We start from the raw sequence: 19,214 nt of genomic DNA, 5'->3' as shown, positions 1-19,214 counted from the left end.
CCGGATTCCGTGAATCCTGGCCGGGCACTCGAACGAGTGAAGTTCATTGTGAATTCGGGGACCCCGGTGCTTTCATTTCGAGCGTCGGAAGTCCTTCACTTTGAATGACATGGGGAAGGGGAAAACGCATGGCGGAACGGGCGACGGGATCGACGGTGCCGCGGAGGCAACTCGGCCGGTACTTACGTGACCTGCGGAATCAGGCGCGGCTCACGGTGCGCTCGGCGGCGCACCAACTGGAGTGGTCGGAAGCGAAGATGTGGCGCATCGAGACGGGACAATCGTCGCTGCGCAGCTTCGACGTGGAGACCATGTGCAAGGTGTACGGGGCGCCGGATGATATCACCGAGGCGCTCATGGGGCTCGCGAAGGAGACGAAGGCGAAGGGGTGGTGGCACGCTTACGGCGACGTCATTCCGGAGGGCTTCGACGTGTACATCGGGCTTCAGGAGGCGGCGTCGAGTCTCACCTCGTACCAGAGCGATCTGGTACCGGGACTGCTCCAGACGGAAGACTACGCGCGGGCAGTCATCCGTTACCACAATCCGGACGAGACGGAAGCGGAGATCGACCGTCGGGTCCGGCTGCGTATCGAACGGCAAACGCTTCTCACCCGGCCGACCGCGCCCCCGTCCCTGCGGCTGGTGCTCAACGAGGCGGTGCTGGCGCGGCCCGTGGGCGGACCGGAGGTCATGGCCGGGCAGTTGGCGTACCTCGCGGAGGCGGCCGAGCGCTCCAACATCGCGATCCGGGTGGCACCTTTCGCCGCCGGGCTCCATCTGGGCATGCTGTCGGGGTCCTTCGTCGTCCTTCGCTTCCCGGCGAACGGCGACGGCACGGAGACGGAGCCCCCGACCGTCTACTCGGACGGCTTCACCGGAAGCCTGTACCTGGACAAGCCGAGCGAGGTGCAGAGCTACCAGGAGGCGTTCGACGACGTCTGGGAATCATCGCCCGATGAGCAGGTGTCACAACGCCTGATCGCAGACACGGCAGGGAGTCATGGACAGGTCTGATCTCGCAGATGTGCACTGGTACAAGTCGAGCTACAGCGACGGACAGCGCGATTGCATCGAGGTGGCGGTCGCCGACGGCGTCGTCGCCGCGCGTGACAGCAAGGACCCCTCCGGCCCGGTGCTGACGTTCGCCCCCGACGCCTGGCGCGCCTTCGTCGCGTCCGTGCGGGGCGGGGAGTACGGCCGGTAACGGAACCGCAGGACCGCAAGCGCCCCACCGCCGGCGGCCGTCCGGCGGCGGGGCGCCCGCCGGTCACCGGCCGCCCGTCACGCGCGTTCGTACGCGGTGCCGGACTCGTTCCGCCGCAGCAGGCCCTCGTCGACCAGGGCGCGGCGCAGGGTCACCCAGTCGTCGAGCCATTCGCCGCAGATCGCGTTCACCTTCGCCTCGGAGTACGTGGTGCCGGGCGCGAACGAGTCCTTCACCACCGCCAGCACCCGGCTCCGTACCTCCGCGCTGCCCGGGATCGACGTCAGCCGGCCGCGGCGGAAGTACCCGCCCGCGCCGTCGCCGCCGCCCCGGCCGGTGAGCCGGACCTCGGCCTGGACCGCGAGCCGGAAGGTGTCGTCGCGCAGGGTGTACGCGCGGGTGGCGGCGTCGAAGGCGGCGATCCCGCCCGCCGTGAGCTTCTGGAGCGCTGCCGCGGCGGCCGGAGGGCGGAGCCCGGTGCGGGCGGCGACGTCCGTCACCGACGTGGCGCCGAGGGCGAGGGCGGCGTAGGCGGCGCGGCGGTCGGTCTGGGCGAGGAGGCCGACGAGGTCGCGGCAGGAGGGCGGGTGGCCCTCGGGGGCGGCGGCGTCGGCGGAGGAGTCCTCGGCGGAGGCGGCGGCGTCGGAGGCGGCGTCGGAGGCGGCGTTCATGGAGCGTTCCATCCCGTCGTGGTGCCGGTGTCGTCCCGTACACGTACCGCGTCCCCCGGCCCGCCCGAAAGTCGTTTTCCCCCGCCCCGCCCGGCCTCCGGGTCGATCGGCGTCAGCACCCCGAGCCGGTCCTCGACCGCCTGCGCCGCCTCCAGGCACAGGTCCTCCCGGAACGCCCGCCCGACGATCTGCACTCCCACGGGCAGGCCGTCCACGACACCGGTCGGTACGGCCACGCCCGGCACCCCCACGAAGCTCGTCGCGCTGCAGAGCCGCATCGCCGAGGTGACCCGGTCCAGGCCCGCCCGGTCGCGGGACTCCAGCCCCGGTTCGACGGGTGGCTCGGTGAACGACGGGCCCAGCAACAGCGGATGGGCGTCGAGGAATTCGGCCCACGAGCGGCGGAGGGACATCCACGTGCCCATGAGCTTCACCAGTTCGTCCGCGGTCGCGGGCGGGGTCCGCTCCATCGCCATCGCGATGTAGCGGTCGCCGCCCTCGCCGAGCAGCGTCCGCACCGCCGGCCAGGTCGGCGCGAACTCGGTGACGGTCAGCCGCCCGTACGCCTCCAGCACCTCGTCCAGCCGCGGCACGTCAGCCACCTCGCGTACGGCGTACCCCGCGTCGCGGAGCGCGTCGGCCGCGCTCTCGACGGCCCCGCGGATCGCGGGGTGGACGCCGCGGCCGCCCGGATCCGCCACGACCGCGACCGTCAGCGGTCCGGGGAGCGCTTCGCCGTACGGCGGCACCGGTACGGCTCTCGGGTCGCGCGGGTCGGTCCCGGCCAGCGCCTCGTACGCGAGCCGCAGGTCGGCCACCGTCCGGGCCAGCGGTCCTTCGGTGACGAGCAATTGGGATGCCGGGCCCGGGTCGTCTCGGCCGAGCACGCGGTGGTCGGCCGGGAACCTGCCCGTGGACGGCTTCAGCCCGGCGACTCCGCAGAACTGTGCCGGTATCCGCACCGAGCCTCCGGAGTCGTTGCCGAGCCCCAGCGCCGCCATGCCGGTGGCCACGGCGACCGCGTCGCCGCCGCTGGACCCGCCGGGGGTGCGGCTGCTGTCCCAGGGGTTGACGGTGTCGCCGAAGAGTTCGCTGCGCGTGTGCATCCCCGCGAGGATCAGGGTGGGGATGTTGGCGTGTCCGATCGGGATGGCCCCGGCCGCGCGCAGCCGCGCCACCGGAGGCGCGTCGGCGGCGGCCACGAGATCGCGGAAGCGCGGCACCCCGAACGTGGTCGGCACCCCCTCGACGGGGGTGCTCTCCTTCACCGTGAAAGGCACACCCGCCAGCGGTCCGAGCGCCACCCCGGCGGAGCGGAGGCGGTCGGTCCTGGCCGCGGCCTCGCGTGCGCGCTCCGCGAGGAGCTGGGTGACCGCGTTCACCTGCGGGTTGATCGCGGCGATGCGGTCGAGGTGGCTGTCGACCAGTTCGACGGCGGAGATGTGTGCGCCGCGTACGGCTTCCGCCTGTGCGGCGGCCGGCAACTTCCAGAGGTCGTCGGGCATGGCCTTTCTGGTTCCTCTCTTCTTCCTCGTTTGCTTTCCGATGCGACTGCATCGGAACGGCCACCGTACTCTGGATCCGATACAAGCGCATCGAATAAGGAGGCGGCCGGGAGCATGCCCAGACAGGTGGATCACGAGAGCCGGCGCCGCATCATCGCCGAGGCCGTCTGCCGTCTCGCCGACGAACGCGGGCTGGAGGGCGTGACCCTGCGCGACGTCGCCGCCCGCGCGGAGGTGTCCATGGGGGCCGTGCAGCGGTGCTTCCGTACCAAGGAAGAGATGCTGGTGTTCGCGCTCGGGTACGTGGGCGAGCGCATCGGCGAGCGCGTACGGGCCCGTCTCGTCCGGAGCCCGGCCCAGTCGGCGGGCACGGCGCTGGGGCACGCCGCGGCCGAGGTGTCACTGCTCGGGGACGAGCACCGCGCCGAGGCCAGGGTCTGGCTCGCCTTCGTCGCCCAGGCGGCGGTCAGCGAAGCTCTCGCCGGGACGCTGCGGGCGAACTATGCGGGGCTGCACGAGGTGTTCGCCCGGCTCGTGGCGGAGGCGGGTGGGGGTGCGGGGCTGGGGGAGTCCGGGGGCCCGGCGCCCGAGGGGGTGGAATCCCTCGATCCGGAGCGCGAGGCCCGTACGCTCCTCGCCCTCGCAGACGGCCTCACCGTCCACGTCCTCGTCGGTCATCTCACCCCGCATGAGGCGCACGAGGTTCTGCATGCGCACCTGGCCGGCCTCTGGGGGTGAGCGGGCTCAGGTGACTCTTGGCTGGGGGTGCCGCGTTTTGTATCGTGTGTTTTGTATCGTCGGGAAACAAACGCGGTTCTCCACCCCTGGGGGTTACGTATGGGCAGGCCCATGGACATAGGTGTCTTCAAGGCACTGCTCCTCGACATGGACGGGACGCTCCTCAACTCCGACGCCGTCGTCGAGCGCATCTGGCGCCGCTGGGCAGCGGAAAACGGGAAGGACCCCGAGGAGATCCTGCGCCACGCCCACGGCCGGCAGGCGCACGCCACCATGGCGCACCTCTTCCCCGAGCGGCCCGTCGAGCAGAACCTCGCGGACAACGCGCGCATGCTCGCCTGGGAGACCGCAGACACGGACGGCATCGTGCCGGTGCCGGGTGCGCCGGAGTTCATGGCGGGTCTGGCCGGGCTGCCGCACGCGCTCGTCACGTCGGCGGACCGGGCGCTGTCGCAGGCGCGGATGGCCGCGGCGGGGCTGCCGGTGCCGGCGATCTCCATCACGGCGGAGTGCGTGAGCGCGAGCAAGCCGGACCCGGAGGGGTTCCTGAAGGGGGCGGCCGACCTGGGGTTCGCGCCTTCGGAGTGCGTCGTGTTCGAGGACGCGGCGGCGGGCATCGCGGCGGCACGGGCGGCGGGGATGCGGGTCGTGGGGGTCGGCCCGCGGGCGGCGGGGGAGGGGACGGACGTCCACGTGGAGTCGCTGGCGGGGGTGCGGGTCCGCCCTCTGGGCGGGGGCGCGCTGCGGTTGACGGTGGGGTAGGCGGGGGCGGGGGGCGGTGGTTTGGGCGGCGCGGGGTTGCGCTGGTTCCGGCGCCGGGCCGTGCGGCTGGTCTGATGCGTTCGCTCGCGCCAGCGCGTCCTCTCACGCCCGTCCCAGGTAATGCGCCGGGATCGGTGCGTCCCTCGCCCGTACGTCCCCTCACACCCGCCCAAGGGTATGCGCCCGGACTGACAACGCGGGAGGCAGCAGGGCGCTGAGCTGGTACGTCGTGTTTGTGCGGGCCGGGTACGGGGGTGCGGTGCCGGGGTGGGGGTGCTTCGTTGGGGGTGCCGGTGTGCGGGGGTGGCGGCGAGGGGAGTGGCCGTGTCGTTGGGGCTCCCCCCGGGCCACCCCGCATGTGAGTGTGCGGGCCTCCGTCCGGTGTCAAGGGCGATCCTCTCCGCTTCGCTGCGAGGAGCGTCGCTGCGCGATGGGGCTTCGCCCCACCCTTGACACCGGACTCCGGCCCGAAAGACCGGCAGCTAAGGGTGGCCCGGAGGGAGCGGGCGCCCTCCGACTGGCACTACGCCGGCGGAGGCCCGCGGACGGGGCAGCCCAAGGAGCCGGGGCCCGCCGAACGCCGGTATCCCCAGCGGACGGGGGCGGGACCCCGGTGCCCGGTCTGACCCGATCGCCGATCTCTCCGGCAGGCGTGGGGTCGAGGTCGGAGGCGGGCTGCGCTCCCTCGCGGCGTCCCCCGGCGGACGGCCCCCGCGTGCCACGCTACGCGTGTCGCCGAGACGAACTCGCGGTAACCCTCACTCAAAACGGGACAAACGACTCCCGGGTGGTCGACTTTCGCCCATCGACGCACCCGCGGTTGCTCCGAGGTCCAGCCGCCGACCCCCGGCAGTCCCCGACCGGAGAAATCGTGTCGTAACCCGCGGTAACACCTCGGGATACGGCCCAAAACGGGCCCCGGAGCCCGGCTTTCGCCCCACGGCGCGCACGCACCGACAGGTCAGCCCGTGATCGCCTCATAGATGCTGAAGCCGGCCAGGACCAGCATCACGCCCGCCGCCACCTTCGTGATCAGCTTCAGCGGTACGTACCGCATCAGCGTTCGCCCGCCCAGGATCCCGATCGCCGCCACCGCCCACAGCGCCAGCACCGCGCCGATGCCGACGGACAGCCAGTCGTCGTAGCGCGCGGCCAGGTTCGCCGTCATGATCTGCGTCAGGTCGCCGAACTCGGCGACCAGGATCAGCATGAAGCCCGCCCCCGCCACCTTCAGGAAGCTCTGATCGGCGGGGGCCTTGACCTCTTCCTCGTCGTCGTCCTTCTTCAGCAGCAGGACCAGCGCACCGGCCAGGAACAGCGCGCCGACGATCCCCTGCACCGGACGCTGGGGGAGCTGTGCGAGGAGGCTGCCCGCGGCGATCGCGAGGCTCACGTGGACGACGAAGGCGGCGGCGACGCCGGCGAAGACGTAGGAGGCGCGGTAGCGGGTGCCGAGCATGAGTCCCGCGAGCGCGGTCTTGTCGGGGAGTTCGGCGAGGAAGACGACGCCGAAGACGATCGCGACGGTGCTGAGGCTGAGCAATGTTCCTACTCTCGGTCGGGCGCCGTACCGAGAGCGTAAGCGCATGGCAGACCTCGGCACGGCAGCGTCAACGGACACTGCGGCCGAAGGTCTCGCCGGCGCGGAGATCCCGCGGCCTGCCGGCCGTGCGGTTCCGCGCTCCGGGCGCCGGCCCAGCGGGCTGGGCAGTATGTCGACGACACCGGCTGAGGGCTACTCCCCTTCAGACGTCCCCGAGTCTAGGCGATGCACCCGGCCCCGGGCGACCAGCTCCAGCACCACCGCGACCGCCACCGCCTGCACCGCCATGAGCGCGACCAGCACGAAGAGCTGTACCGCACCGGCCTCTACGGGGGACGCGCCGCCCATGAGCATGCCGACGTACGCGCCGGGGAGTGTGACGAGGCCCACGGTGCGGGTCTGGTCGAGGCCCGGGATCAGGGCGTCGGAGGCGGCCGGGCGGGCTATCTCCAGGCGCGCCTCGTGCTCCAGGAAGCCGAGCGCCAGCGCCGCCTCCACCTCGCCGTGCCGGGCGGTCAGCTCGTCCAGCGCGCGGCGGCCGGCGAGTACGGTGCCGGTCAGCGCGCCGCCGATGAGGATGCCGCTGACCGGGATGAGGGCGATGTCGTCGACCCTGACGAGGCCGGTGAGCAGCAGCGTCGCGACGACCGGGGTGACCCCGGCGGCGATGGGGACGGCGGCCCAGCGCCAGGTGCGGTTATGCGTGATGCGGCGGCCCGCCGTCCAGGCGGCGACGGCGAACATCAGCGCCACGAAGGCGAGGAGCAGGGGCACGGCGCGTACGACGTAGCCGATGACGACCGAGACCGCGGCGAGTTGGGCGGCGGCGCGCAGCCCCGCGGTGGCGATGGCGCGCGCGTGTGGTGAGCCCCCGAGGGTTATTCGGCTCTTCCCGCCCCCTCGTTTCCCCCCGCCTGCGCCGCCTTTTCCCCTCTGCCGCCGCTCGTTCCCCTCGCCGAGCCGGGCCACCGCGGCGACGGTGACGGCGGCGGCCAACAGGGCGGTGAGCACGGCCGCGAGGGTGACGTTGACGGGCAACACCACCCGAGCGTAGTCCGGTCGGGGGGCGGCGGCTCCGGGGGCGTGGCGAGGGCAAACCCGGTATGCGGTCTTGCGGATGACATGGCCATGTCCTCAAGGTGTTACCTGGCGCCTGCAGAAACGACACTTCGCGGCGCCAGCATCACGTGCACACGCACAACACCCCCCATAGATCCGGGAGTTCGTATGTCCGGCATTTCTCAGCGGCCGCTCACGCGGCTGAAGGTCTACGCGCGTCACCTCGCCGCGCCACTCGCGGCGGCGGCGCTGCTGCTGACCGCGGCGCCCAGCGCCCAGGCCGAGCCGCCCGCCCCGCCCAGCGCCGACACCGCCCTCGGCTACCTCGCGGAGATCACCACCGCGCCCGAGGGCTCCTCCGACGGCTACGACCGCGACCTCTTCCCGCACTGGAGCACCCAGTCCGGGGCCTGCAACACCCGCGAGGTCGTCCTCGCACGGGACGGCGAGAACGTCGAGCAGGACGCGAGCTGCGCCGCGGTGAGCGGTTCGTGGTACTCGCCGTACGACGGCGCGACCTGGACCCAGTCCTCCGACGTCGACATCGACCACATGGTGCCGCTCGCCGAAGCCTGGCGCTCCGGTGCGAGCGCGTGGAGCACCGGCGAGCGCGAGCAGTTCGCCAACGACCTCCAGATCGCGCAACTGCTCGCGGTGACCGACAACGTCAACCAGTCGAAGGGCGACAAGGACCCGGCGGAGTGGATGCCGCCGTCGACCGGCTACCACTGCACCTACGCGAGCATGTGGGTGTGGGTCAAGCACACGTACGACCTGACCGCCGACGACGCCGAGAAGGCGAAGCTGGAGTCCGTCCTCTCCGGCTGCTGACGGGCCCGAGGGGCTGCGGGCCGAGAGCCCGAGGGCCCGGTCCCGCAGTCCGGCGGCACGCGGGCGCGGCGCGGAACTCCCGCGCCGCGCACCGCGGTTCGCACGCCACCGGCCCGTGACCCGGTCGTACCGTGCACGGCCGGCCCGCGGCCGTACGGCCGTGTTTGCGGCGGACGATACGGGCTAGCCGCCCTCTATGACTGTGTGGCTGATCATCATCGTGGTCGTGGCCGCCGTCGCAGCAGCGGCCCTGTTACTGATGCGCACCCCTGGCGGTATCGCCGCCCTCGGCCTGCCCCGCGGGCCGCGAGGGCTGCGGCGGCGCTTCGGACCGGAGTACGACCGGACGGTCGAGCGCCACGACGGCGACCGCAAGGCCGCCGAGAAGGAACTGGCCCAGCGCGTCCGCGCGTACGGCAAGCTGCGGACCGTACGGCTCGATCCCGCCGCCCGCGAGCGCTACGACGCCGAATGGAGCCTGATCCAGCAGCACTTCGTCGACTCGCCCGTGCGCGCCGCCGCGGAGGCGGACGCGCTGATCGCCCGGCTCGCGGGCGAACTCGGCTACCCCGCCGAGGAGTACGACGAGCGGGTCTCCGCCCTTTCCGTCCACTACCCGCGCCACATCGGCGACTACCGCCGGCTGCACCGGCTCGCCCAGCGCGAACCCGGCCGGGCGGGCGGGGAGCCGCCCACGGAGGAGGCCCGCACGGCGCTGCTCCGCACCCGGGAGCTGTACACGGAGCTGGCGGGCCGGCCGGGCACTTCCGCCACCCTCCCGAAGGCGCCGGATGCGCCGGAGGCGCCCGGGACCCCGGAGAACGAGAAGGCGGCCCCGGCCCGCGAGGGCGGCGGCGGGCGCCGGCTGGCCGGCCGCGTGCCCACGCCGTGGGCGATGCGCCGCGGCGACGGCCGGGGCGGGAGCGCTTCGTGACCGGCGCGGGGGAACGCGACGAGACGGCGGGCAAGCCGGCCGGCAACTCCCGCGACAGGGAAGGCGAGCACGCCGGGGCGGCTGCGCGAGGAGCCGTGGCGCCGGGGGGCGGTTCCGGCGAGAACGCGCCCGAAGGGCCCGGCGGCGCGGCGGAGCCCGGCGTGCCGCTGGCCGGAGAGCCGTCCCGCACCGGGTCCCCCGGTGTCCTCGTACCGGCCGCCGCGGCGGCGGACCGGGCAGGCCCGGCGAAGGGCGGCCCCGCGACCACGGATCCCGTCGCGACCGCCGGCCACGTGGCCGCCGACCCGGTGGCGGTCGCGGACCCCGTGGCCCCCGCGCCCGCAGCCGCCCCCGCCCCCGCGGCGTCCCCCTCCGCGACCGGCCACGGCCGCGCGCCGGACGGCCCCCTCCTGCCGCCGTCCGAGCGGGACGAGTGGGGTGAGCGGCTGCACCGGGCGACGGGCCGCTTCGTCGACGATCCGCCGGGGGCCGTCGACGACGCCTGCGCCGTCCTCGGCGATCTCGGCGAGCGCATCGCCGCGCTGCTCGCGGAGCGCCGCGACGCCTCCCGGGACCTGACCCGCGAGGCCAGGACCACCGACGGCGAGGCGAACGCGCAGACCGAGCGGCTCCGCCTCGCCCTCCGTGACTCACGCGACCTCGCGGAGCGGCTGCTGACCCTGTAGACGGCGGGCTCCCCAGGACCGCTCCCGCCCCAGGACCGCTCCCGCCCCGGGAGCGGTCCCGGGGCGACCGGGCGACACTGCCTCCACTCCCGACCGCGGAGAAGTGGAGGGCCCCGTGCTGGGTCTGCTGATCGCACTCGTGACGTGTCTCGTCCTCGCCGTGTCCCGCTTCCGGCGGCGCCGCCGCAGCACCGCGTTCCTCGGTGCCGTCCTGCGCGGGGACCCCGCCGAGGTGCGCGCGCTGGTGGACCGCGGCTACGGCCTCGGGATCTCCGACGCCCGGGGCGACACGGCGCTGCACTACGCCTACTACGCGGGCGACCACGAACTCGTCCAGACGCTGCTCGCCCTCGGCGCGCGCGAGGAGTCGTACAACCGCGACGGGCTGCTGCCGCACCAGCTCGCCGAGGTGGCCGAGGCGGAGCTGCGCATCGAGGAACTCGTCGACCTCCTCCGCCGGTACGACGGTGAAGCGACCGCCCGGGCCGCGGAGCTGGCCGAAGAGCTGCGCCCGTACCACCGCGCCCCCGTCTATCCCGCGGCGCTGACCAACGTCCTCGCCAGGACCGGGGACGGCGAGCCGCTGCGCGCGGTGCTCCTCACCGCCATCCGGGTCGGCCGCCCGGACTTCCTCGCCGTGCTGGAGGAGGAGCTGGGGCGCCGCGGGGACCGCGAGATCGCCGAGGACTACCTCAACAGCGGTTCCCCGCGGCTCGGATACGCGGCCCAGCGGTGGGCCGAGGGACACCGCTTCGCGATCACGGACCACGGCGAGGGCGCCCGCGCCGGCTGGGGCCGCCTCTGACGCCGCCGCCCCCGGCTCTGACGCACCGCCACCCCCGGCCGCGTAGCGCATCAGGCCCAGGTCCGTCGTCCGGGCGGTCTACGCGCTCGGGCATCCGGGTGAGCATCCGGTATTTGTATGTTTTTCGGGTTATCACTCCAGCGAATTGGCGCGGGAGAGAGAGGTGACCCATGGGCAGGGCGAGGCGTGCGGTCGTCGGCGCGTGCGCGGCGGCGGTGCTGGTGCCGGTGGCGGCGGCCGGGTGCACGGCGGGGCCGGGGGACAGCGGGGGCAAGGCCGGGGAGCAGAGCGGCGAGCACGCGGACCCCGGGACAGACGCCCGCGCCGCCGCCCGGAAGAGCACGAGCGCACACCTCATCGGCGACGGCTCCACCGCCTGGACCGGCGCGCAGCCCGCGCAGCCGCGGGTGCGCAAGCTCGCCCCGGGCGAGAAGCCGCCGCAGTTCGTCGTCTTCTCCTGGGACGGCGCGGGCGAGACCGGCGACGGCCTCTTCCGGCACTTCCGGGAGGTCGGGCGGAGGTACGACGCCGCCATGACGTACTTCCTCTCCGGCATCTACCTCCTGCCCGAGTCCAAGCGGTCGCTGTACGAGCCGCCCGGCCACGCCCCCGGCGCCTCCGACATCGGGCTGCTCAGCGACGCGCACATCGAGGAGACCGTCGACCAGGTCCGCGGCGCCTGGCTCGACGGCAGCGAGATCGGCACCCACTTCAACGGCCACTTCTGCGGCCCCACCGGCGTCGCGAGCTGGTCGAAGGAGGAGTGGAAGAGCGAGATCGCGCAGGCCGAGCAGTTCGTCAAGCGGTGGAAGACGAACACCGGGATGCGCGACGCCGCGCCGCTGCCCTTCGACTACGACAAGGAGCTGACCGGCGCCCGCACCCCCTGCCTCGAAGGAGCCGGCAACCTCCGCGCCGCCGCCCGCGAACTGGGCTGGCGGTACGACACGAGCGGCGTGAGCGAACAGGTGTGGCCGGCGAAGGAGGACGGCCTGTGGGACCTGTCGATGCAGCTCGTGCCGTACCCCGGCAGCGACCGCGAAGAGCTGACCACGGACTACAACTTCAAGGTCAACCCCCTCACCACCCCCGCCAACGCCCAGTCGCAGATGCGCGACGGGCTGCTCGCCGGCTTCCGGCGCGCGTACACGGGCAACCGCGCGCCGCTCATCGTCGGCAACCACTTCGAGACCTGGCACGACGGCGCGTACATGCGCGCGGTCGAGGAGACCATCAAGGAGGTCTGCCCCCGCGAGGACGTGCGCTGCGTGTCCTTCCGGCAGCTCGCCGACTGGCTCGACGCGCAGGCCCCGCGGACCCTGCGGGCGCTGCGGGGCCTGGAGGTGGGGCAGGCGCCGGAGGGCGGCTGGGGCGCGCTGGGCAGACGCGGCTCAGGTGTGCAGTGACAGGCCCTTGACCGTACGGTCGACGGCGTTCCTCGGCCCGTGGACCGCGAGGCCCGCCAGGGTCAGGTCGGCGGCGGGGACGTCGCGGACGGCGGCGCGGTTGTCGTCGTCGTTGCCGGTGGCGAAGAGCTCGTCGGTGTAGAGGGCGGTGGCCAGACCGCGGGACAGCGCCCGGGTGTGGGTACGGGTCAGGCCCGCGGCGTCGGCGGCGAAGACGAGGACGGGCTCGCGGAACATCGGCAGGTACCGGTTGCCGGAGCCGTCCTCGTACGGCTTGCCCATGATGTCGTCGGCGGCGTGGGCGACGCCGCTGCACAGGAAGGCGGTGACGTTCAGCCGCTGCCAGGCGGCCAGGTCGTGCCGGACGACCACGGCGATCTTGGTCTCGAAGCGCATGCCGCCAGCCTGGCCCCGCGGGCGGCGGCGGTCTTGAACGCTGGTGCGGCACCGCGGTGCGCTCACCTGGTGCGGCACCATGGAAGGCGTGAGCGACTGGGTCTCCTACTGGCGGGACGCGCAGCGGCCGGTGGAGGCCATGCGCGCCCACTTCGAGGAGCACGTCTTCCACCGCCACAGCCACGACGCCTACTCCTTCGGCCTCACCGAGACCGGAGCCCAGCGCTTCGTCTGCCGCGGCGGCTCGCACACCTCCGCCGCGGGCCTCGTCATGGCCTTCAACCCCGACGACCCGCACGACGGCGAGTCGGCGGCCGAGCTGGGGTTCACGTACCGGATGGTGCACATCGGCCCCGACGTCGTACGGGACGTCCTCGCCGACGCCGGCGCTCCCGACGGCGCCGCCGCCCTCCCGCTCTTCGCCGACCCCGTGCACCGCGACCCGCCGCTGTGGCGCGCGCTGCTGAGGCTGCACGCGGCGCTCACGGAGGGCGCGGGCCCGCTGGTACGCGACGAACGGCTCACCGCCGCCGTGACGGCCATGGTCCGCCGCGCCTCGACGGCCCCGCCGCGCCCCCGAACGCTGCGCCCCGGCGGCCCGCAGGCCGGCGCCGCCCGGCGGGCGCGGGCGGTGCTCCGGGAACGGTTCGCGGAGGAGATCCCGGCGGCGGAGCTGGCCGCGGCGGCGGGCTGCAGCCGCTACGCGCTGTACCGGGCGTTCCAGACGGAGTACGGCATGTCCCCGAGCGACCTCCAGCGCCTCTTCCGCCTCCGCGACGCCCGCCACCGGCTGACGGCGGGGGAGAGCGCGGCCGGGGCCGCGGCGGCGTCGGGATTCGCGGACCAGAGCCACCTGCACCGCTGGTTCGTCCGCACCTACGGCATCACCCCGGGCGCATTCGCCCACGCCGTACGGCGGTAGCGCGCCGGGGGCGGCGGCGAGTTCGGCGCGGGTGGGAGGGCGGGGCGGTTCGGCGATGAGTTTCGCGTCCCGCGCGAGTCATGATCGGTGGAGGCAGTACGCCACGGAAGGAACTCCGCATGACCGACGCAAACCCCGCCGCACCGGCCGCCCACCCGGACCTCGGCCCGCAGACCGGAGTCGTCGCCCGGCTCGCCGCCGGCGTCCCCGACGACCGGCTGGAGGACCCCACGCCGTGCGAGGGCATGGCCGTACGCCACCTGCTGGGCCACCTGGCCGGCCTGACGGTCGCGTTCCGCGACGCGGGCCGCAAGGACCTCGGCCCCACCACCGGCACCGACCCGAGCTCCGCGCCGCGCCCCGACATCGGCCCCGGCTGGCGCGAGGAACTGGCCCGGCAGCTCCCCGAGCTCGCCGAGGCGTGGCACGACCCGGCGGCCTGGGAGGGCGACACCCAGGCAGGCGGCGTCGCGCTCCCGGCCGCGGTGGCCGGCCGAGTCGCCCTCAACGAGCTCGTCCTGCACGGCTGGGACCTCGCCCGCGCCACCGGCCTGCCGTACGAGCCGGACGACGAGGCGCTGCGCGTCTCCTACGACCTGCTGGCGGCCACCCCCGACGGGCCCGCGCGGGGAGGAATGTTCGGGCCGGTCGTCGCCGTGCCGGAGGACGCGCCGCTGCTGGACCGGGTGGCGGGGCTCAGCGGCCGCGACCCCGGCTGGACGCCTCCCGGACGCTGACGCCCGTCCCCCTGGGACGATCCGGCCGCAGCGTGGGCGCGGAGGCGTGTCGATCCGGGTCGGCCACCACATCGGCGAGGACACCGCCGTCAAGCTCAGTGGCAGTGGCCGGGCTCGGTTGCCGGGCCGGTTCCGGCGGTGCCCAGGTCGTCGGAGCGGCCGGCGTCGATGCGCGGCCACTGCGCTGTGGGACGTCCGCCCGGCCACTCCCACAGCGGCGGCCAGTCGGGGGCCCCGCCCAGGGTCCGTGTGGCCTGCCCGAGACGCGGCCAGCCTGCCGGTGAGTCCTCCCAGTCCTCCTGACGCCCGAACACCGTGAGATCCATGAGCGCGTAGCTGTAGTCCACCGCCTCGGCCCCGCGGCGCTTGGTCCAGTACGTTTCGAAGACACGGTCGCCGTCGCGCAGGTAGCACACCAGGTGGAACAAGCCGAGCTCCCGGCCGACGAGAAGCGCTCCGAGCGAGGGCTGGGCGGAGTACCAGGGCATCGTCCAGCCCATGAAGTCCCGGTAGCGCAGGCTCTCGTCGTAGGAGGTCTGGGCGTCTCCGAAGCCGTAGGCGGTGTTCCGCCCCTGACAGAACACGGCGAAGGTGATGTCGCGGGAGTGCAGATAGGCCAGCTCGCCTACGTGGCTCATCACCCAGGTGCAGCCTTCGCACTGCTCGGCGGCCGGCCGGCCCGGCCACCACATGAAGTAGTAGGCGATCATCTGACGCCGGCCTTCGAACGCGTCCAGGAGCGTCGTGGGGCCGTCCGGCCCCAGCAGTCGGCTGTCCGCGGCCACCTCGACCATCGGGAGCCTGCGGCGCGCGGCGGCGATCCCGTCGCCTTCGCGGGTGTGGGCCTTCTCCCTCGTCCGCAGCTCCTCCACCTGCTGCTCGAAGGCCGCGCGGCCGACCACCGGCGGTTGCGCCTTACTCGGGTTCTCGACCATCACTGGCTCCTGGGATCGCTTCGTTGTGACCACGCATCGCTTCTCAGCAACGTAGTCTCCGGTCCCCGACGACGCCCTCGGGGACCCGCGGGAGACCCCTCACAGGCGGACGATGATCAGGGCGATGTCGTCGCGGGCGCCGCCGGCCACGCCGAGGCGGGCGAGGAGGGTGTCGGCGAGGCGTTCGGTGCCGAGCGTGCCGTAGCGGGCGAGTGTGTCGGTCAGCCGGTGCAGGCCGGCGTCGATGTCTTCGCCGCGCCGCTCGATGAGCCCGTCGGTGTACAGGACGAGGGTGTCGCCGGTGCGGTAGGGCAGGCTGGCGTGGGGGCGCGGGATGTGCCGGGGACGTGTGCCCAGCGGCGGGTCGGTGGACTTGTCCAGCAGATCGCAGGTGCCGTCGGGGTGGAGCAGGATCGGCGGGAGGTGGCCGGCGCTGCTGTAGGTGATCCGGCAGCCGTCGGGGTCGATGACGGCCTTGACGGCGGTGGTGGCCATCGCCCCTTCCACGGCGTAGGAGTACAGGTCCAGGAGATCCAGCGCCCTGCCCGGTTCGCGGAGTGCCCGGACTCCGGCGGACAGTGCGCTGCGCAGCATGCCCATGGTGGCCGCGGCTTGCAGGCCGTGGCCGACGACGTCCCCGACGGCGACGGCGAAGCCGTTGTCCGGGAGATCGATGACGTCGTACCAGTCGCCGCACACGTTCAGGGAGCCGGAGGCGGGCAGGTAGCGCACGGTGATGTGCGGGTGGTGTGCCAGGTCCGGCGAGCGGAGCATGGTCTCCTGCAAGGTGACGGCGACCTGCCGTTCCCGGGCGTGGGCACGGCGCAGTTCCTCGTTGAGCTGCTGCAGCTCTCGCGCCCGCACGTACAGCTCGGCGTCCATCGCTTCCCGTTCGCTGAGGGCCCGGTCCTGGTCGCCGTTGCCGGCCGACTGGGCTGCGCGGGCCAGGATGAACGGGGTCACGTCCTCTACGCGGTGGATGATCCAGGCGACCTGTCCGTCCGGCCCGAGGACGGGGGTGTTGATGGGAGACCACCACCGCTCCTCGAACGTCCCGGGCCTGCCGGGGCGGGGGATGTCGTACTTCGTCAGCGCCAGGGTGTCCGGCTGCTTCGTGCGCAGGACCCGGTGCAGCGAGCCCTCCAGGTCCTGAATTCCGGTGGCGTGCGGGTCTGCGGGATTGCGGGGGAAGGCGTCGAACAGGTACTGGCCGATGAGGTCTTCCCGGGTCCGGCCGGTCGCCCGCAGGTATGCCTCGTTGACGTCGACGATCACCAGATCAGGGCCCAGCACCAGGTTCGGATCGGGCGCGGCCGTGAACAGCGCTTCGTAGTCGATCTGCGAGGTCACAGGTCCGTACCAGCCCTTTCCACCCCCGGAAGAATGCCGACCTGCCACCCCGCTGCCAATCTAGAACGGGCGGAGCGGTCGTACCCGCCGTAATCCGCCAAACGGACGTGACCGGCGAGGCAGGCCGTCAGACCACCCGCGGACCGGCCACGGCTCCGCTCCGGCGGCGCGCGAACGAGGGCGCGGAGCGCGGCGCCGCGGCAGGGGGGCGGGCCGGGTACGAGAGTCGAGGCGAGGCGCGAGTACCTGTATGTCAGATGTCGCGGAAGGTCTCGATGCGGGCGCCGACCGAGTTGAGGCGGTCGGCCAGGGACTCGTAACCCCGGTTGATGACATAGACGTTGCGGAGCACCGACGTGCCCTCCGCCGCCATCATGCCCAGCAGCACCACCACCGCGGGGCGGAGCGCGGGCGGGCACATCATCTCCGTCTCGCGCCACCGCGTCGGGCCCTCGACCAGCACGCGGTGGGGGTCGAGGAGTTTGACGCCGGCGCCCAGGCGGGTCAGTTCCGTGAGGTAGATGGCGCGGTTGTCGTAGACCCAGTCGTGGATGAGGGTCGAGCCCTGTGCGGAGGCGGCGATGGCCGCGAAGAACGGCACGTTGTCGATGTTGACGCCGGGGAACGGCATCGGGTGGATCTTGTCGGTCGGCGCCTGGAGCTTCGACGGGCGCACGGTCAGATCCACCAGCCGGGTACGGCCGTTGTCGGCCGCGTACTCCGGGGTGCGGTCGAGGTCGAGGCCCATCTCCTCCAGCACCGACAGCTCGATCTCCAGGAACTCCACCGGCGCCCGCCGCACCGTCAGCTCCGACGACGTGACGACCGCCGCCGCCAGCAGGCTCATCGCCTCCACCGGGTCCTCGGACGGGGAGAAGTCGACGTCCCTGTCGATGTACGGCACGCCGTGCACCCGCAGCGTGGTCGAGCCCACGCCGTCCACGCGCACGCCCAGGTGCTCCAGGAAGAAGCACAGGTCCTGGACCATGTAGTTGGAGCTGGCGTTGCGGATCTCGGTCACGCCGTCGTGCCGGGCCGCGGCCAGCAGCGCGTTCTCGGTCACGGTGTCGCCGCGCTCGGTCAGCACGATGGCCCGGTCGGGGCCGATGTCCGAGACGACCTCGCAGTGGTAGACGCCCTCGGTGGCCGTCACGTCCAGGCCGAAGCGGCGCAGCACGGCCATGTGCGGCTGCACGGTCCTGGTGCCGAGGTCGCAGCCGCCCGCGTACGGGAGTTTGAAGCGCTCCACCCGGTGCAGCAGCGGGCCGAGGAACATGATCACGCTGCGGGTGCGGCGCGCCGCCGCGTTGTCCATGGAGTCCAGGTCCAGTTCCGCCGGGGGGACGACCTCCAGGTCGGCGCCGTCGTTGATCCAGCGGGTCCGCACCCCGATGCTGTTCAGCACCTCCAGGATGCGGAAGACCTCCTCGATCCGCGCCACCCGGCGCAGCACCGTACGGCCGGAGTTCAGCAGCGTGGCGCAGAGCAGCGCGACGCAGGCGTTCTTGCTGGTCTTCACGTCGAGCGCGCCGGACAGCCGGCGGCCGCCGCTCACCCGCAGATGCATCGGGCCCGCGGTGCCCAGGGCGACGATCTCGCTGTCCAGTGCCTCGCCGATGCGGGCGATCATCTCCAGGCTGATGTTCTGATGGCCGCGCTCGATGCGGTTGACGGCGCTCTGACTGGTGCCCAGCGCCGCGGCGAGCTGACTCTGCGACCATCCGCGGTGCTGCCGGGCGTCACGGATGAGCCTGCCGATGCGCACGAGGTAGTCGTCTGCCATGACTTGGACGCTATCTCACATATGAGATGCCCGCGCATTCAGGGGTTTCGCGCCTCGAATGTCACCGGAGTACTGAATGCGGCCTTTCGGGTGGCGCGGCGCAGCGCGGCGAGCACGGCCCGGCCGAGGGTGAGCGTGCACACCGCCGTCACCACCGCGCGCGGCAGATCCCAACCCAGGGACGTGGCGAGGCAGTACGCGACGAAACGGGCCAGGTTCTCCGGCAGCGGATCGCCCGCGACGAACGACACGCCCGTAGACATACCGCTCAGATATGGCCACCCCTGGAGATTCATGACCGTGCCGTAAAGAACTGAAGCGATTGCTCCATACGAGGCAAGCAGCCACAACTCCCGGCGCCCCCGCAGCCGCTCCGCCCCGGGCAGCAGCCCGGCACCCATCGCGACCCACCCCATGGCCAGCATCTGGAACGGCATCCAGGGCCCGACCCCGCCCGTGAGCAGGGCGGACGCGAACATCGTCACGGCCCCGAGCACGAACCCGAAGCCCGGTCCCAGCACCCGGCCGGAGAGCACCATGAGGAAGAACATCGGTTCGATCCCCGCCGTCCCCGCCCCGAGGGGCCGCAGCGCGGCGCCCACGGCGGCGAGGACGCCGAGCATCGCGACGGCCTTGGCGTCGAGCCCGGAGTCGGCGATGGTCGCGCCGACCACGGCGACGAGGAGGGGCAGGAGGGCGGCGAAGAGCCAGGGGGCGTCGCCGGAGTGGGCGAGGCCGGAGTCGGGCCCGGCGAGCAGCGGCCAGCCGAAGGCGGCGACGCCGATGACGGAGACGAGCAGCAGGGCGGCGGCGGAGACGGGGCCGAGACGCACCACGCGCAGGCGGGGGGCGCGGGCGGGGGCGGTGGCCGGAGGGCTGCCGGCGGGGCCGGGCGTGCCGGGAGTGCCCGCGGTGTCCGCGGTGTCCGGGGGTTCGCGTACGTGT

General features: G+C 73.2%; 20 protein-coding genes. 11 read left to right on the top strand and 9 right to left on the bottom strand.

Going from position 1 to position 19,214, the window contains the following annotated elements; genetic code table 11:
- The first annotated feature begins 128 nt into the window (after positions 1–128).
- Complete coding sequence (locus DMB38_RS08065) at positions 129–1,016, top strand: helix-turn-helix transcriptional regulator (RefSeq protein WP_125934585.1); 888 nt, start codon at positions 129–131, stop codon at positions 1,014–1,016.
- On the top strand, positions 1,003–1,206 hold the full coding sequence (locus DMB38_RS08060; RefSeq protein ID WP_125934584.1) for a DUF397 domain-containing protein: 204 nt from the start codon (positions 1,003–1,005) through the stop codon (positions 1,204–1,206). Before DMB38_RS08065 ends, DMB38_RS08060 begins: the two co-directional genes overlap by 14 nt.
- Before the next feature lie 77 nt (positions 1,207–1,283).
- Here DMB38_RS08060 and DMB38_RS08055 read toward each other — a convergent pair whose 3' ends face one another.
- Both DMB38_RS08055 and DMB38_RS08050 read right to left on the bottom strand, forming a co-directional pair.
- The gene (locus DMB38_RS08055; protein ID WP_125934583.1) at positions 1,284–1,877 is read right to left on the bottom strand and encodes a DUF2087 domain-containing protein; all 594 of its coding nucleotides are present in this window, start codon (positions 1,875–1,877) and stop codon (positions 1,284–1,286) included.
- Positions 1,874–3,382 (bottom strand): amidase, encoded by a 1,509-nt coding sequence (locus tag DMB38_RS08050; RefSeq protein ID WP_240662033.1) that lies wholly within the window; start codon positions 3,380–3,382, stop codon positions 1,874–1,876. The genes DMB38_RS08055 and DMB38_RS08050 overlap by 4 nt, the downstream gene beginning before the upstream one ends.
- 114 nt (positions 3,383–3,496) lie before the next feature.
- Here DMB38_RS08050 and DMB38_RS08045 point away from each other — a divergent pair, with 114 nt between their 5' ends.
- A complete protein-coding gene (locus tag DMB38_RS08045) occupies positions 3,497–4,120 on the top strand; it encodes a TetR/AcrR family transcriptional regulator (protein WP_125934582.1) in 624 nt (207 codons plus the stop codon).
- A gap of 99 nt (positions 4,121–4,219) precedes the next feature.
- Positions 4,220–4,882: an HAD-IA family hydrolase gene (locus DMB38_RS08040; RefSeq protein ID WP_125934581.1), complete on the top strand. Its 663-nt coding sequence runs from the start codon at positions 4,220–4,222 to the stop codon at positions 4,880–4,882.
- Between the two features lie 961 nt (positions 4,883–5,843).
- On the opposite strand, the gene DMB38_RS08035 is transcribed toward DMB38_RS08040, so the two are convergent.
- Both DMB38_RS08035 and DMB38_RS08030 read right to left on the bottom strand, forming a co-directional pair.
- A complete protein-coding gene (locus DMB38_RS08035) occupies positions 5,844–6,425 on the bottom strand; it encodes a TMEM165/GDT1 family protein (protein WP_125934580.1) in 582 nt (193 codons plus the stop codon).
- Between the two features lie 192 nt (positions 6,426–6,617).
- Complete coding sequence (locus DMB38_RS08030; protein ID WP_240662031.1) at positions 6,618–7,466, bottom strand: ABC transporter permease; 849 nt, start codon at positions 7,464–7,466, stop codon at positions 6,618–6,620.
- A 186-nt stretch (positions 7,467–7,652) separates the two neighbouring features.
- Between DMB38_RS08030 and DMB38_RS08025 the strand changes: the two genes are divergently transcribed.
- The 5 genes from DMB38_RS08025 (at position 7,653) to DMB38_RS08005 (ending at position 12,146) form a co-directional block, all read left to right on the top strand.
- On the top strand, positions 7,653–8,315 hold the full coding sequence (locus tag DMB38_RS08025) for an HNH endonuclease family protein (RefSeq protein WP_125934579.1): 663 nt from the start codon (positions 7,653–7,655) through the stop codon (positions 8,313–8,315).
- 196 nt (positions 8,316–8,511) lie between these two features.
- Positions 8,512–9,249: a hypothetical protein gene (locus tag DMB38_RS08020; protein ID WP_240662029.1), complete on the top strand. Its 738-nt coding sequence runs from the start codon at positions 8,512–8,514 to the stop codon at positions 9,247–9,249.
- Positions 9,246–9,935, top strand: coding sequence for a hypothetical protein (locus DMB38_RS08015; protein ID WP_240662027.1), 690 nt, complete (start codon positions 9,246–9,248; stop codon positions 9,933–9,935). The genes DMB38_RS08020 and DMB38_RS08015 overlap by 4 nt, the downstream gene beginning before the upstream one ends.
- 115 nt (positions 9,936–10,050) lie before the next feature.
- Positions 10,051–10,740 carry an ankyrin repeat domain-containing protein gene (locus DMB38_RS08010; protein WP_125934577.1) on the top strand — a complete coding sequence of 230 codons (690 nt, stop codon included), beginning with the start codon at positions 10,051–10,053 and terminating at the stop codon, positions 10,738–10,740.
- Between the two features lie 170 nt (positions 10,741–10,910).
- Positions 10,911–12,146 (top strand): hypothetical protein, encoded by a 1,236-nt coding sequence (locus DMB38_RS08005; protein WP_125934576.1) that lies wholly within the window; start codon positions 10,911–10,913, stop codon positions 12,144–12,146.
- Here DMB38_RS08005 and DMB38_RS08000 read toward each other — a convergent pair.
- Complete coding sequence (locus DMB38_RS08000) at positions 12,132–12,542, bottom strand: DUF2000 domain-containing protein (protein WP_125934575.1); 411 nt, start codon at positions 12,540–12,542, stop codon at positions 12,132–12,134. The genes DMB38_RS08005 and DMB38_RS08000 overlap by 15 nt on opposite strands.
- 79 nt (positions 12,543–12,621) lie before the next feature.
- On the opposite strand from DMB38_RS08000, the gene DMB38_RS07995 reads away from it, so the two are divergent.
- Positions 12,622–13,464 (top strand): AraC family transcriptional regulator, encoded by an 843-nt coding sequence (locus tag DMB38_RS07995; protein ID WP_125934574.1) that lies wholly within the window; start codon positions 12,622–12,624, stop codon positions 13,462–13,464.
- Positions 13,465–13,583: 119 nt separating this feature from the next.
- Complete coding sequence (locus tag DMB38_RS07990) at positions 13,584–14,201, top strand: TIGR03086 family metal-binding protein (protein WP_125934573.1); 618 nt, start codon at positions 13,584–13,586, stop codon at positions 14,199–14,201.
- Positions 14,202–14,296: 95 nt separating this feature from the next.
- Here the strand turns inward: DMB38_RS07990 and DMB38_RS07985 are convergent, their stop codons facing one another.
- The 4 genes from DMB38_RS07985 to DMB38_RS07970 form a co-directional block, all read right to left on the bottom strand.
- On the bottom strand, positions 14,297–15,136 hold the full coding sequence (locus DMB38_RS07985) for a DUF899 family protein (RefSeq protein WP_125934572.1): 840 nt from the start codon (positions 15,134–15,136) through the stop codon (positions 14,297–14,299).
- A gap of 99 nt (positions 15,137–15,235) precedes the next feature.
- Positions 15,236–16,486 carry a SpoIIE family protein phosphatase gene (locus tag DMB38_RS07980; RefSeq protein WP_125934571.1) on the bottom strand — a complete coding sequence of 417 codons (1,251 nt, stop codon included), beginning with the start codon at positions 16,484–16,486 and terminating at the stop codon, positions 15,236–15,238.
- A 253-nt stretch (positions 16,487–16,739) separates the two neighbouring features.
- Positions 16,740–18,269, bottom strand: a complete 1,530-nt coding sequence (locus tag DMB38_RS07975; protein ID WP_125934570.1) for a UDP-N-acetylglucosamine 1-carboxyvinyltransferase — start codon at positions 18,267–18,269, stop codon at positions 16,740–16,742.
- Positions 18,270–18,307: 38 nt separating this feature from the next.
- On the bottom strand, positions 18,308–19,111 hold the full coding sequence (locus DMB38_RS07970; RefSeq protein ID WP_125938878.1) for an ECF transporter S component: 804 nt from the start codon (positions 19,109–19,111) through the stop codon (positions 18,308–18,310).
- Positions 19,112–19,214: the final 103 nt, after the last annotated feature.

The sequence above is a fragment of the Streptomyces sp. WAC 06738 genome (assembly GCF_003945505.1).
Classification (GTDB): Bacteria; Actinomycetota; Actinomycetes; order Streptomycetales; family Streptomycetaceae; genus Streptomyces.
Note: the sequence above shows the minus strand (reverse complement) of the source record. Positions and strands in the feature narration are given on the sequence as shown.

Excerpts from the sequence above, each read along its gene's own strand:
- DMB38_RS08045 (WP_125934582.1), top strand. The coding sequence starts at position 3,497 with ATGCCCAGACAGGTGGATCACGAGAGCCGGCGCCGCATCATCGCCGAG.
- DMB38_RS08060 (WP_125934584.1), top strand. The coding sequence starts at position 1,003 with ATGGACAGGTCTGATCTCGCAGATGTGCACTGGTACAAGTCGAGCTAC.
- DMB38_RS08000 (WP_125934575.1), bottom strand. The coding sequence starts at position 12,542 with ATGCGCTTCGAGACCAAGATCGCCGTGGTCGTCCGGCACGACCTGGCC.
- DMB38_RS07990 (WP_125934573.1), top strand. The coding sequence starts at position 13,584 with ATGACCGACGCAAACCCCGCCGCACCGGCCGCCCACCCGGACCTCGGC.
- DMB38_RS08025 (WP_125934579.1), top strand. The coding sequence starts at position 7,653 with ATGTCCGGCATTTCTCAGCGGCCGCTCACGCGGCTGAAGGTCTACGCG.
- DMB38_RS08040 (WP_125934581.1), top strand. The coding sequence starts at position 4,220 with ATGGGCAGGCCCATGGACATAGGTGTCTTCAAGGCACTGCTCCTCGAC.
- DMB38_RS07985 (WP_125934572.1), bottom strand. The coding sequence starts at position 15,136 with ATGGTCGAGAACCCGAGTAAGGCGCAACCGCCGGTGGTCGGCCGCGCG.
- DMB38_RS08050 (WP_240662033.1), bottom strand. The coding sequence starts at position 3,382 with ATGCCCGACGACCTCTGGAAGTTGCCGGCCGCCGCACAGGCGGAAGCC.
- DMB38_RS08055 (WP_125934583.1), bottom strand. The coding sequence starts at position 1,877 with ATGAACGCCGCCTCCGACGCCGCCTCCGACGCCGCCGCCTCCGCCGAG.
- DMB38_RS07995 (WP_125934574.1), top strand. The coding sequence starts at position 12,622 with ATGGAAGGCGTGAGCGACTGGGTCTCCTACTGGCGGGACGCGCAGCGG.
- DMB38_RS08020 (WP_240662029.1), top strand. The coding sequence starts at position 8,512 with ATGACTGTGTGGCTGATCATCATCGTGGTCGTGGCCGCCGTCGCAGCA.
- DMB38_RS08065 (WP_125934585.1), top strand. The coding sequence starts at position 129 with ATGGCGGAACGGGCGACGGGATCGACGGTGCCGCGGAGGCAACTCGGC.
- DMB38_RS08005 (WP_125934576.1), top strand. The coding sequence starts at position 10,911 with ATGGGCAGGGCGAGGCGTGCGGTCGTCGGCGCGTGCGCGGCGGCGGTG.
- DMB38_RS07975 (WP_125934570.1), bottom strand. The coding sequence starts at position 18,269 with ATGGCAGACGACTACCTCGTGCGCATCGGCAGGCTCATCCGTGACGCC.